This is a genomic window from Streptomyces sp. MAR4 CNX-425 (assembly GCF_048656465.1).
GTDB lineage: Bacteria > Actinomycetota > Actinomycetes > Streptomycetales > Streptomycetaceae > Streptomyces.
This window is the reverse complement of record NZ_JBMDLF010000001.1, coordinates 527,249-539,626: the sequence shown is the minus strand read 5'-3', so window position 1 is coordinate 539,626 and position 12,378 is coordinate 527,249. Positions and strand designations below refer to the sequence as shown.

Below are 12,378 nucleotides of genomic sequence, written 5' to 3'. Positions count from 1 at the left end.
AAGCTGCCCCGGTGGTGGAGCGACGGGGGATCGCTTCGCGCCGGGGCAGCGCCCGTTTCCACGGGCGCGGCGCCCGGCCGCCGGGGCGGTGCCCGCCCCGGGGCGGCACCGCGCGCGGCGCAATTGCCCCGGAGGGTGTGGAGAGGGGCGTCGGTGCAGGTAGCGGGGCAGGTCAGGCCGATTGTCAGTGGTGTGCGCCACGATGGGCACATACGAACGAGAGACTGAAGGACTGACGCTGACAGGAGGCAAGCCATGGCAGCCGAGCCGGCTTTCGCCCCACCGGGTGATGTCCACCCCGTCCTGCGCCCGGGCAGCGCGCCCAAGGCGGCCCTGGAGCTGCTGGCGCAGGCCCACGCCGGGCTGGCGGAGGCGGCGGAGATGGAGACGGCGAACGAGCGCTATTCGCTGGCCCACCTCGCCGCGCTGCGCACCGCGGCCGCGGTGCTCGCGGTGCGCGGGCGCCCCGAGCAGTCGCCGCGCCGCCGGCAGCGCATTCGCAGCGCGTGGGAGGTGCTGCCGGAGGTCGCGCCCGAACTCGCCGAGTGGAGCGCGATGTTCGCCGCCGGCGCCCGGCTGCGCGCCCGCGCGGAGGCGGGCATCAGGGACGCGGTCGACGCCGAGGAGGCGGCCGATCTGCTCCGGGCGGCGGGGATGTTCACGCGCATCGTCGAGCGGATGCTCGTGGTCCAGCCGCTGATACGTCCCCAACCGGGCCCCGGGGCAGGCTGACCAGGAGCCAGGAGCCAGGAGCCAGGAGCCAGGAGCCAGGAGCCAGGAGCCAGGAGGCCGGAGGCCGGAGCCCGGAGTTCGGGCCCGGAGCCAGGAGCGCGGCTGACCCTGCGACCCTGCTCCCGCGTCCCTGCCGCGGCGGCGCCCGGGCGGCCAACGGACCGGAGGGCGGCGGTGTACCGGCCGCCGCGCCGGGCACGCGCGGTGGTGGGCGTCGCCGGGTCGGCGGGCGCCGGCGCGGGCCCGCCGCCGCGCGCGCGGGGAGCGGATCCGCAGCCTCTAAGCTGGGCACGCCCGATCTTCGAGGAGCGCTCCATGCCCCGTACGACACCGCACGACCACCTGCCGCGGGCTTCGCTGCGCGCCGCCGTCGTCTGGGAGGCGCTGGAGGACGCCCTGGCCCGGCACGGAGCCGCCGGAGCGCGCGACGCGGCCGGCGGCCCGGCCGGGGACCGCCCGCTCGACGTGCTCGACACGGGCGGCGGCACCGGCGGCTTCGCCGTGCCCGCCGCCCTCCTCGGGCACCGGGTGACGGTCGTCGACCCCAGCCCCAACGCGCTGTTCGGGCTGAGCCGCCGCGCCGCCGAGGCCGGCGTCGCCGACCGGGTGCACGGCGTACAGGGCGACATCCACGCCCTCTTCGACGTCGCCGAGCCCGGCGCGTACGACGCCGTGCTCTGCCACGGGGTCCTGGAGTACGTCGACGACCCCGCCGCCGGACTCGCCAACGCCGTCGCCGCGCTGCGGCCCGGCGGCCTCCTCAGCCTCCTGGCGGCGGGCCTCGGCGGCGCCGTGCTGGCCCGCGCGCTCGCCGGGCACTTCTCCTCCGCCCACCGCGCGCTCACGGGCGGAGACGGCCGCTGGGGCGACGCGGACCCGGTGCCGCGCCGGTTCACCCCGGAGGAGCTGACCCGGCTGGTCGCCGCCGCCGGGGTGGAGGTCCGCGCCGTACAGGGCGTACGGACCTTCTCCGACCTGGTGCCGGACGGTCTCGCGGAGTCCGAGCCCGGCGCGCTCGACGCGCTGCTGGAGCTGGAGCGGGCGGCCGCGGAGTCGCCGGCGTTCCAGCCGGTCGCGGCGCAGCTCCATGTTCTCGGCGCCCGGAAGTGATATTCGGTCCGCCCGCGGGCAAAGGTGCAGTAGGCCACAGGCCACCCGTTCGGCCCCCGGGCGCCGTATGATCTGAGTCAAGGCCTGGTACGGCGGACAGGCCCAGATCCGCGCTGCGGATCGGCGGATTTGGGGCAGAGGGGCGGGTTTCACGGGGGCGCATACCTGCCTATCCTGGAGGTGCCGCGTCCCGGTCGCCCCCAGCGACCGACGAGTAGGAGGACTCCGTGCCGCTCTCGGAGAACGAGCAGCGCATGCTCGAGCAGATGGAGCGAGCGCTGTACGCAGAAGATCCCAAGTTTGCGACAGCGCTTGAGGGAAGCAAGCTGCGCACGTACACCCGGCGCCGGGTGTACCAGGCGGTAGCCGGGTTCCTGGTGGGTATCGCGCTCCTGATGGCCGGTATGGTCGCCCAGCAGATCTGGATCAGCGTGGTGGGCTTCCTCGTCATGCTGGGGTGTGCGGTGCTCGCCGTGACCGGCTGGCGCCGGACCGCCAACCCGGGCGAGCAGCAGCAACAGCAGCAGCCGGGTGAGGCCGCCGCCCCATCGGGCGGCCAGCAGCGGCGCAGGAGCCGGTCGCGCCGTTCCGTGATGGGCCGGATCGAAGAGCGGTGGCAGCGCCGCCGCGACGAGGGGCGTTAAGCCACCCACGCCCCGCACAGAGCTCCCCGGGCCGGGCCCGCGGGAGCTCTCAGCGATGTGGCCTTCCGGCCCGGTCCCGGGACGACGCGGCTCGCCCCGCGCACGCCCGCCCGCCGGGCGGGCGACCGCACTCCCGGCACGGGCCGACGCGACCCACTCCCGTGCACGCACCCCGCCCCTGCGTCACCACTCCGCCCGTCGCCCTCGCACCGGCTCCTGCCCGTCCCGCGCCCGAGTGCACCGGCCTCCGTACCGCCCGCCCCGCGGCGGGAGGCGCTCCCGCAGGGCTGCGCTCGCGGGGGCGGGCCGCTCCGCGAGCGCCCCGGCTCCGCCCCGGCCGGCCGTACCGCCGAGCGCTTGGCGATCGCCGCCCATGGCCCGCGGTATCCCCCGCCCGGCGGCGGGAGGCGCTACCGCACCCCGCCGCCCCCTAGCGGGAGGCGTTACCGCGGGAGGCGTTACGGCCGCGACGGCCGCAGCGCCGCGCCCGCGCGGCGTGCCGCCTCGCGCCAGCGCCCCGTGACCGCCGCCCAGCGCGCCGTCACCGCCCACGTCAGCCGCGCCGCCGAGCGCGGCGCCACCGCCGCGCGCAGCCGCGCGCCCACGCCCGCGCTGCGGCCCATCGCCACCCGCACCCGGCGCACGTCCTCCGCCAGCCCGTCGGTCTGCCGCGGCCGCGGCGCGTAGAGCGTCTGCTCCACCGCACCCGCCACCCGCAGCGCCGACTGCGCCGCCGCGCCGTCCAGGGAGCCGAACCGGATGAGCGCCGCCGCCGTCGTCCGCGGCGTCTGCGACTCGTCCGGCGGCAGCCCGAAGTCCCAGGCGGCGTCGATCATTTCGCGCCATGCCGCCAGCGGCCCCGCGCCCGGGCGCAGCCGCCGGCCCCGCTCCCGTACGCGCCACAGCGCCGGCAGTGCCGGCAGCAGCAGGAGCAGCAGCACCCCGGCCGCCCCAGCCGCGATCCCCGCGGCCGGCGGGCCGCCGTCGGCCGGGCCTGCGGCCCCGCCGACCGCCGCCTCGTCGTCCGGGCAGCCGTCCACCCGCCGCAGCTCCGCCGGGCACTCGTCCTCGGACGTCGACGGGGACGGGACCGGCGTCGCCGTGCTGCCCCGGTCGGGCAGCTCGCCCGCGGGGTCGCCGCCGCCGGCCGGGGTGTCCTCCAGCGTGTAGTCGGGCAGCGTGCCGCGCGTGGGCGTCGGCTCGAAGCGGGTCCAGCCGGCGCCCTCGAAGTACAGCTCCGGCCAGGCGTGCGCGTCCTGCAGCCCCACGGACATCGACCCGTCGCCCTGCGCGGTCCCCGGCACGAAGCCGACGGCGACCCGCGCGGGGATGCCGAGCGTCCGCGCCATTGCCGCCATCGTGAAGGAGAAGTGGACGCAGAAACCCTGCCGGTTCTGGAGGAACTTCAGGATCGCCTCGGGGTCGGAGGCGTCGAGGTCGGTCTCCGTGTCGTAGACGAAGTTGGTGGTGAAGAAGTCCTGGAGGTCGAGCGCCCGCTCGTAGTCGTTCGCCGCGCCGCGGGTGAGCTCCCGCGCCTGCTCCCGCACCTCGTCCGGCAGCGAGTCCGGGACCTGCGTGTACTCCTCGCTCAGCGCGGGGTCGGGCGCGGGCGCGTTGGCCAGCTGCTCCGCGGTGGGCTCCATGATCAGGCTGGTGACCTGGTACTCGGCGCCGCCGGTGGTGGTGCCGCCGTTGCCGACGACGGACCGGCCCTCGGGCTCGTAGCGCCAGTCGTCGCCGATGCGCACCTGGTAGGCGGGGTACGGCATCGGCAGCCACTGCTGCCGGAAGTCGTCGTCGGCCCGCACGTTGAGCGTGACGAGGTCGGAGGCGACCTGCCTGTTGGTGTAGCCCTGCGGGGGCGGCAGCGTGTCCGGGATGTCCTGGATGCTGCGGCGCGAGGGCCGCCAGGAGGTGCCGTCGAAGCGGTCGAGGGCGACGAAGCGCATGTAGAGCGCCTGGTTCTGGGCGGTGTCGTCGGTGGAGCGGTAGCGGAAGACCTCGCGGTTCTCCGGCTGGTTCAGGCTCTGCTGGAGCCGCACCACCGGGTTGATCGCGGTGACCGTACCGCCGCCGGGGCCGTCGCCCGGGCCGGTGGTCTTGCCGTCCAGCAGCCCGCCGTCCAGCGACGGCAGCGCCGCGGGCACGACGAGCGCGAACCCCAGCGCCACCGCGCCGATCCGCCGGCCCGTCCGCACCGGGGCGACCGGCCGGCCGCCGCCCGGTTCGGCGGCGCCGGGCGCGCCCACGGACCGCCCGCCGCCGAACATCCGGCCCCACTGCGCCAGCCGGTCCCGCCCCTCGGCGAGCAGCAGCAGCAGGTAGCCGGCGCCGGCGAGCAGGAACGTCAGCCAGCTCCCGCCCTGGTTGAGCCCGGCGGCCACGGAGTACAGCGCGAGCAGCGGCAGCCCCGCGGGGGCGGCGCTGCGGAACGTCACCGCCACCGCGTCCACCAGCAGCGCCACCCCGGCGACGCCGGAGAGCAGCATCAGCTCTATGCCGTCGGTGACGGGGGCCGGGATGGAGTAGCGGGAGACGTCGTCGCCGCCCTCCTGGAACAGCTGCCGGAACTCCTCGATCGCCGCCGGCCCCGGCACCACCCCGCCGAGCGCGGTGTCGCCGGCGAAGAGCATCGTCAGCAGCAGCACCGTGACCGCGGTCTGCGCGAGCACGGTCAGCGGCCGGGGCAGCGGGATGCGGCGGGCCGCCATGCCGACGCCGCCGATCACGGAGACGAGGAAGATCGCCTTGAAGAACCAGGTCATCTTGTCGGTCAGCGGCAGCAGCGCGGTGGCCGCCAGCAGGGAAGCCGCCGCCGCGCAGACCGTCAGCCGGGCCCGTCCGCTCATCTCAGCCCTCGCCTCCGCGGGCCGCCGCGGCGAGCTGGCCGGCCTGGTCGCCGGCCTCCCGCCACACGTCGCCCATCGCCGTTCCGGGCGGTACGGACAGCACCGTCCAGCCCGCCTCGCGCAGCTGCCGCACCCGGTCGGCGCCCGCCGCGCCGGCCGTGCCGTACGCGCCGCCGGGCGCGCCCGGGCGCGGCGCCCAGACCGCCGGGTCCGTCACGAACGCCACCGCCGCCGCCGTACGCTGCCGCATCCGGGCCGCGAGCGCCGCCTGCTCCTCGTCCAGGTCGCCGAAGAACGCCACGAGCAGCCCCTCGTGCCCGCCGCGCAGCACGTCGTACGCGGCCGACACGGTGTCCCGCTCGGAGTGGTCGATGACGGCGAGGGTGTCGAGGAGTATCCCCGCCGCGTCGGCCGACTCGCCGCCGCGGGTGTTCAGCGCCCCGTCGACGCCGGTCCCCAGCTCGCCGCCGTCGGTCAGCAGCCGCACCGTGTAGCCGCGCTCCAGCATGTGCAGCGCGACGGAGGCCGCGCCGGAGACCGCCCACTCGAAGGGCGAGTCGGGGCCGGAGCCGGTGTAGGCGTCGCGCCGGGTGTCCAGCAGCACGGTGCAGCCCGCGCGCTGCGGCTGCTCCTCGCGGCGGACCATCAGCTCGCCGTACTTCGCGGTGGAGCGCCAGTGCACCCGCCGCAGGTCGTCGCCGTGCCGGTAGCCGCGGGGGATGACGTCGTCCTCGCCGGCCAGGGCGAGGGTGCGGTGCCGGCCGTCGCCGTAGCCGGTGGCCTCGCCGGCCAGCCGGACGGGGGCCAGCGCCTCGGTGCGCGGCACCACGGTCAGGGTGTCGTACGCGCTGAAGGAGCGGGTCATCTCGCACATCCCGAACGGGTCGGAGAGCCGCAGCTGCAACGGGCCCAGCGGGTAGCGCCCGCGCAGGTCGGAGCGGACCCGGTAGGTCACCTCGCGCTTGCCGCCCGGCTCCACCCGGTCCAGCACGAAGCGGGGCCGGGGGCCCAGCACGTACGGCAGCCGGTCCTGGAGCATCAGCAGCCCGGTCGGCAGCCGCGAGACGTTCTCCAGCCGCAGGTGCACCCGGGCCTCGGAGCCCGCGGGCACCCGGGCGGGCGACAGCCGGCGGCTGCCGCCGACGCGGTACCGCGTGCGGTGCAGCACGGCCGCGCACACCAGCGGCAGCGCGGCCAGCAGCATCCCGACCCGGAGCAGGTCGGGCTGGCCGAGTATGTAGCTGCACGCGGCGGCCGCGAGCCCGGCGGCGAGGAACGAGCGGCCGCGCGTGGTGGTGCCGGCCAGCGCCGTACGCAGCCCGCCCGCCTGCGCGTCCGGTCCCGGGGGCGGCGCGGCGGGGGCGGGCGGGGGCGGGCCGGCCATCAGAACCGCCGGCCGTCCGGGCCGTGCGCGCCGCCGCCGTACGCGGGCGGCATCGGCGGCGGCCGTTGCAGGTCGGCGGCCGGGACCGGCACCTGCTGCAGGATCTCGGCGACGATCTGCTCGGCCGTACGCCGGTTGAGCTGGGCCTGCGCGGTGGGCAGCAGCCGGTGCGCCAGCACGTGCACGGCCAGTGCCTGCACGTCGTCGGGCAGCGTGAACTCCCGACCCGCCAGCGCCGCGGCGGCCTTCGCCGCCCGCAGCAGGTGCAGGGTGGCCCGCGGGGAGGCCCCGAGCCGCAGCTCCGGGTGCTGGCGGGTGGAGGTCACCAGGTCCACGGCGTAGCGCCGGACGGAGTCCGCGACGTGCACCGTACGCACCGCGTCGATCAGCTTGACGATGTCGTGTGCGTGCGCGACCGGCTGGAGGTCGCCCAGCGGGGAGATGCCGCCGTGCACGTCCAGCATCTCCAGCTCCGCCGCCGCGCTCGGGTAGCCGATGGACAGCCGGGCCATGAAGCGGTCGCGCTGGGCCTCGGGCAGCGGGTACGTGCCCTCCATCTCGATCGGGTTCTGGGTGGCGACCACCATGAACGGGCTGGGCAGCTCGTACGTCTGCGTGTCGATGGTGACCTGCCGCTCCTCCATCGACTCCAGCAGCGCCGACTGGGTCTTCGGGGAGGCCCGGTTGATCTCGTCGCCGATGACGATCTGGGCGAAGATCGCGCCGGGCTTGAACTCGAAGTCCCGGTGCTGCTGGTCGTAGACGCTCACGCCGGTGATGTCGGAGGGCAGCAGGTCCGGGGTGAACTGGATGCGCCGCACCGAGCAGTCGATCGACTTCGCCAGCGCCTTGGCCAGCATCGTCTTCCCGACCCCCGGCACGTCCTCGATCAGCAGGTGGCCCTCGGCGAGCAGGACGGTCAGCGACAGCCGCACCGCCTCGGGCTTCCCCTCGATCACGCTCTCCACCGACCGCCGGACGTCATCCGCGGTACTGGTCAGATCGCTGAGGCTCGCGCGCTCGTCATACGTCGTCACCGGCCCTCCTCGGCCCGTCGCACGGGCCGTGCGCCGCGGTCGCGGTCCGGCCCTCCCCGATACCGTGGCGCTCCCCACCGCCGCCGCGGTCGTCGCGGAACGGTGCCGTGGGAGCCGCCACACCCGCATTCTTGCTGCCGAATGCCGGTTTCGTCAGTCGCCCGCCGGGATTTGCTCCACCGACACCTCGCGGAGCAGTCCCGTGCGCACGTCGAACACAAAGCCTCGCACGTCGTCGGTGTGGAGCAGGAACGGCGAGGTCTCCACCCGGCGGATCGACTGCCGCACGTCCGCGTCCAGGTCGCGGAACGACTCCACCGACCAGGCCGGCCGCTGCCCGACCTCCGCCTCCAGCTCGAAGCGGAATTCCTCGGTGAGGTTCAGCAGGCCGCAGTCGGTGTGGTGGATGAGCACCACGCTGCGGGTGCCCAGGGCGCGCTGGCTGATGGTGAGCGAGCGGATGGTGTCGTCGGTGACCACGCCGCCGGCGTTGCGGATGGTGTGGCAGTCGCCCAGCTCCAGGCCGAGCGCGGCGTGCAGGTCCAGCCGCGCGTCCATGCAGGCGACCACGGCCACCCGCAGCACGGGGCGGGCGTCCATGCCCGGGTCGGCGAAGTCGCCGGCGTAGTCGCGGTTGGCGGACACGAGGCGGTCGGTGACGGTCGGCGCGGCGGAGCCCGGGGCGGGCGGTGTGCTTTCAGCGGACGTCATACCCACGACCGTATCCCGGGCGGCGGCACCCCCGCCCGGGCCGGGTGAGGTAGTCCACAGGGAGCAATGCGCGCGCCCCGCGCGCGGCCCGGGCGGGGCGCGCCTTCGGTGCTTGATTGACCGGGGGGTGCAGTGGGCTAAAGTGACGCGAAGTGGGAGCCGTGGCGCCCCCTTTCCTGCGGTTCGCCCGGCGCACGCGGCCGGCGCCCGCTCCGGGCCCGGCCCCCGCCGCCGCGCAGGGCGGTGGCGGTCGCTCCCCTTCGGCAGACGGGCGGGACAGGAGGCGGCACCGTGAACGACGCACGCGCCGCTGCCCACGTCCCCGTCATGCTCCACCGCACCACCGGGCTGCTGGCGCCGGCGCTGTCCGCGCCCGGCGCGGTGGCCGTCGACTGCACGCTGGGCCTCGGCGGGCACAGCGAGGCCCTGCTCGCCGCCCACCCGGACCTGCGGCTGGTCGCGCTGGACCGGGACCCCGCCGCGCTGGAGCTGGCCGCCCGGCGGCTCGCCCCGTACGGCGGGCGGGTGACGCTGGTGCACGCGGTCTACGACGAGCTGCCCGCCGTGCTCGGCAAGCTGGACACCGGGCCCGTCCAGGGGGTGCTGTTCGACCTGGGCGTGTCGTCCATGCAGCTGGACGAGGCCGGGCGCGGCTTCGCGTACGCGCAGGACGCGCCGCTGGACATGCGCATGGACCAGACCCGGGGCGTGAGCGCCGCCGAGGTGCTGAACACGTACCCGCCCGGCGAGCTGGTGCGCATCCTGCGCGCCTACGGCGAGGAGAAGCAGGCGCGGCGCATCGTCGAGGCCGTGGTGCGGGAGCGCGCGAAGGAGCCCTTCGCGCGCAGCGCGCGGCTGGTCGAGGTGATCCGCGAGGCGCTCCCGCAGGCCGTCAAGCGCACCGGCGGCAACCCCGCCAAGCGCACGTTCCAGGCGCTGCGCATCGAGGTCAACGGCGAGCTGGCCGCGCTGGAACGGGCCGTGCCCGCGGCCGTCGCGGCGCTGGCGGTCGGCGGGCGGATCGCCGTGCTCGCGTACCAGTCGCTGGAGGACCGGCTCGTCAAGCGGGTGTTCGCGGCCGGCGCCGCGAACACCGCACCGCCCGGGCTGCCGGTCGTCCCGGAGCACCACCAGCCGCGGCTGCGGCTCCTCACCCGCGGCGCGGAGCTGCCGGCGGAGGAGGAGGTCGCGGCGAACCGCCGGGCCGCGCCCGCGCGGCTGCGGGCGGCGGAGCGGATCCGGGAGGACGTGTGAGCCGGAGCGGAGCGGGTGCGCCGTGAGGCGGCCGAGGATCGCGTTCCCGCGCGAGGGCGGCGCCCGGCTGCTGGGCGGCAGCTCGGCGGCGCGCACGCCGTTCGTGCTGCTGGTGGTGGTGCTGCTGGGCACGGGGCTGCTCGCGCTGCTGCTGCTCAACGCGGCCGTCAACCAGGGCTCCTTCCGGGTCGGCAACCTGAAGCGGGAGACGACCCGGCTGACGGAGGAGGAGCAGCGGCTGCGCCGGGAGGTGGAGAAGCGGTCGGCGCCGGACGCGCTGGAGAAGCGGGCCCGGGAGCTGGGCATGGTGCCGGGCGGGCCGCCGGTCTTCCTGTCGCCGTGGGGCGGTGTACGGGGCGAGCCGTGGACGGCGACGGGCCCGCCGGCGCCGCGCCCGGCGGATGCGGCGGAGCCGTCGCCGGACGAGGCGGACCCGAAGGCGCGTGAGGCCGGGGAAGCCGAGAAACCCGAGAAGGCCGAGGAAGGCGAGGGTGCCGAGGAAGGGGAGCGGGCCGCGGCCGGGGAGCCGGTGCCCCCCGCCGGGGCGTCCCCCTCCGCGTCGCCCTCCCCCTCGTCCGCCGCTCCGCCGCCCGCCGCCGAGGAGGCACCGTGACGACCCGCGGCTCCCGCAGCAGCTCCGACGAAGGCCGCGACGGCCGCGACCGCCCCCCGCGCCGCGTCCCCCGCCCCGCGAGCGGCGCCGCCGGCGGCGCCGAGCGGCCCCGGCCCCGTACCCGCGCGTCCGCCCCCGCCGCCCGCCGCCCCGCCGGGGCGGGGCGCGCCTCCGGCTCGCGTCGCCCCGCCCCCGGCTGCGGCTGGTCAGCGTCGCCCTCACCCTGCTCCTGCTGGTCTTCACCGCCCGGCTGCTCCAGGTGCAGGCCGTGGACGCCGGCGAGTACGCGGAACAGGCCCAGGTCAACCGCTACGTGCCGATGACCCTCAGCGCCGAGCGCGGCGTCATCACCGACCGCAACGGCGTCGAGCTGGCCACCACCGTCGACGCGTACGACATCATCGCCGACCCGTACCTCTTCACGCCCAGGCAGACCGACGTCAAGGACGCGCCCCGGCGGGCCGCCGAGGTGCTGGCGCCGGTGCTGAACGCGGACCCGGCGGAGCTGGCGGACAAGCTCGCCACGCCCGACTCGCGCTACGTGCGGCTCGCGGCCAAGCGGACGCCGCAGGTCTGGAACAGGATCAAGAAGCTCAAGGTCGAGTCCGCCGAGCGCGAGGTGGCGGGCGGCCCGCCCGACGTGCTCGGCGGGGTGCTCGCCAAGGAGCGCCACAAGCGCGTCTACCCCAACGGCGACCTGGCCGCCGGGATACTGGGCTTCGTCAACGCCGACGGCGAGGGCCGCGGCGGCGTCGAGCGCGAGCACGACGAACTGCTCGCCGGCAAGGACGGCAGGCTCGTCTACGCCCAGTCCGCCGGCCGCCGCATCCCCACCGCGGACGCCGAGGAGCAGCCCGCCGAGCCCGGCTCCGACGTCGAGCTGACCCTCGACCGCGACATCCAGTGGGCGGCCCAGAGCGCCATCGAGAAGCAGGTCGAGGCGTCCGAGGCGGACCGCGGCTACGTCATCGTGCAGGACACCCGCAGCGGCGAGGTCCTGGCCATGGCCAACGCCCCCGGCTTCGACCCCAACGACCTCTCCGCGGCCACGCCGGGCACCCTCGGCAACCCGGCCCTGGAGGACGCGTACGAGCCCGGCAGCGTCAACAAGGTCATCTCCATGGCCGCGGTGCTGGAGGAGGGCGTCGCGGCGCCCGACACCCGGGTCACCGTGCCGAACGTGCTGCCCCGCGGCGGCCACGCCTTCCACGACGACATCGACCACCCGACCTGGTACCTCACGCTCAACGGCGTGCTCGCCAAGTCCAGCAACATCGGCACGATCCTCGCCGTCGAGCAGCTCGGGAAGAACCAGGAACAGGCCAACAGGATCCTCCACTCCTACCTCAGCGACTTCGGCCTCGGCCGCCCCAGCGGCCTCGACGTCGCGGGGGAGACCCCCGGCCTGCTGAAGCCCGCCGCCGAGTGGGACGCGGCGCAGCAGTACACGATCCCGTTCGGCCAGGGCCTGTCCATCAACGCGATGCAGGCCGCCTCCGTCTACTCGACCGTCGCCAACGGCGGCGTACGCGTCGAGCCCACCCTCGTCCGCGGCAGCCGCGGCCCCGACGGCCGCTTCGACCCGGCGCCGGAGCCGGAGAAGGACCGCGTCGTCAGCAAGAAGACGGCGAAGACCCTGGCCCGGATGCTGGAGTCCGTCGTCGCCGACGAGGAGGGCACCGGCCCGAAGGCCCGCATCCCGGGCTACCGCGTCGCCGGCAAGACCGGCACCTCCAACCGGGTGGACCCGCAGACCGGCCGCTACCGCGGCTACACCGCCTCGTTCGCGGGCTTCGCCCCCGCCGACGCCCCGCGCGTGACCGTGTACTGCGCCATCCAGAACCCCACCGAGGGCAGCTACTTCGGCGGCGAGATCTGCGGCCCCGTCTACCAGAAGGTCATGGAGTTCGCGCTCAAGACGCTCCAGGTGCCGGCCACGGGCGTCGAGCCGGAGCCGATGCCCGTCACCTTCGGCGCCGGCACCACCGGCACGGGCGGGGACGGCGGCGAGGGCGGCGAGGGCCCGGGCGCCGGCTAAGCGGCC

At 76.2% G+C, this 12,378-nt stretch carries 10 protein-coding genes; 6 read left to right on the top strand and 4 right to left on the bottom strand.

What is annotated here, in order from left to right; all coding sequences use genetic code 11:
* Positions 1-255 precede the first annotated feature (255 nt).
* The 3 genes from ACHZ99_RS02335 (at position 256) to ACHZ99_RS02325 (ending at position 2,486) form a co-directional block, all read left to right on the top strand.
* Positions 256-732, top strand: coding sequence for an SAV_6107 family HEPN domain-containing protein (locus tag ACHZ99_RS02335; RefSeq protein WP_420302597.1), 477 nt, complete (start codon positions 256-258; stop codon positions 730-732).
* Positions 733-1,047: 315 nt separating this feature from the next.
* On the top strand, positions 1,048-1,842 hold the full coding sequence (locus tag ACHZ99_RS02330; protein ID WP_420302596.1) for a methyltransferase: 795 nt from the start codon (positions 1,048-1,050) through the stop codon (positions 1,840-1,842).
* A 227-nt stretch (positions 1,843-2,069) separates the two neighbouring features.
* Entirely contained in the window at positions 2,070-2,486 is a 417-nt protein-coding gene (locus tag ACHZ99_RS02325) for a DUF3040 domain-containing protein (protein WP_420302595.1), read from the top strand.
* A 458-nt stretch (positions 2,487-2,944) separates the two neighbouring features.
* Here the strand turns inward: ACHZ99_RS02325 and ACHZ99_RS02320 are convergent, their stop codons facing one another.
* The 4 genes from ACHZ99_RS02320 to ACHZ99_RS02305 form a co-directional block, all read right to left on the bottom strand.
* Positions 2,945-5,335, bottom strand: a complete 2,391-nt coding sequence (locus ACHZ99_RS02320; protein WP_420302594.1) for a transglutaminase TgpA family protein — start codon at positions 5,333-5,335, stop codon at positions 2,945-2,947.
* Position 5,336: 1 nt separating this feature from the next.
* Positions 5,337-6,719, bottom strand: a complete 1,383-nt coding sequence (locus ACHZ99_RS02315; protein ID WP_420302593.1) for a DUF58 domain-containing protein — start codon at positions 6,717-6,719, stop codon at positions 5,337-5,339.
* Positions 6,719-7,756, bottom strand: a complete 1,038-nt coding sequence (locus ACHZ99_RS02310; protein WP_420302592.1) for an AAA family ATPase — start codon at positions 7,754-7,756, stop codon at positions 6,719-6,721. The genes ACHZ99_RS02315 and ACHZ99_RS02310 overlap by 1 nt, the downstream gene beginning before the upstream one ends.
* A gap of 153 nt (positions 7,757-7,909) precedes the next feature.
* The gene (locus ACHZ99_RS02305; protein WP_420302591.1) at positions 7,910-8,467 is read right to left on the bottom strand and encodes a beta-class carbonic anhydrase; all 558 of its coding nucleotides are present in this window, start codon (positions 8,465-8,467) and stop codon (positions 7,910-7,912) included.
* Between the two features lie 291 nt (positions 8,468-8,758).
* Between ACHZ99_RS02305 and rsmH the strand changes: the two genes are divergently transcribed.
* The 3 genes from rsmH to ACHZ99_RS02290 all read left to right on the top strand — a co-directional run bounded on the left by rsmH (position 8,759) and on the right by ACHZ99_RS02290 (position 12,372).
* Entirely contained in the window at positions 8,759-9,721 is a 963-nt protein-coding gene (rsmH, locus tag ACHZ99_RS02300; protein ID WP_420302590.1) for a 16S rRNA (cytosine(1402)-N(4))-methyltransferase RsmH, read from the top strand.
* Positions 9,722-9,743: 22 nt separating this feature from the next.
* Positions 9,744-10,334 carry an FtsB family cell division protein gene (locus ACHZ99_RS02295; RefSeq protein WP_420302589.1) on the top strand — a complete coding sequence of 197 codons (591 nt, stop codon included), beginning with the start codon at positions 9,744-9,746 and terminating at the stop codon, positions 10,332-10,334.
* 268 nt (positions 10,335-10,602) lie between these two features.
* The gene (locus ACHZ99_RS02290; protein ID WP_420302588.1) at positions 10,603-12,372 is read left to right on the top strand and encodes a peptidoglycan D,D-transpeptidase FtsI family protein; all 1,770 of its coding nucleotides are present in this window, start codon (positions 10,603-10,605) and stop codon (positions 12,370-12,372) included.
* The last annotated feature ends 6 nt before the right edge of the window (positions 12,373-12,378 follow it).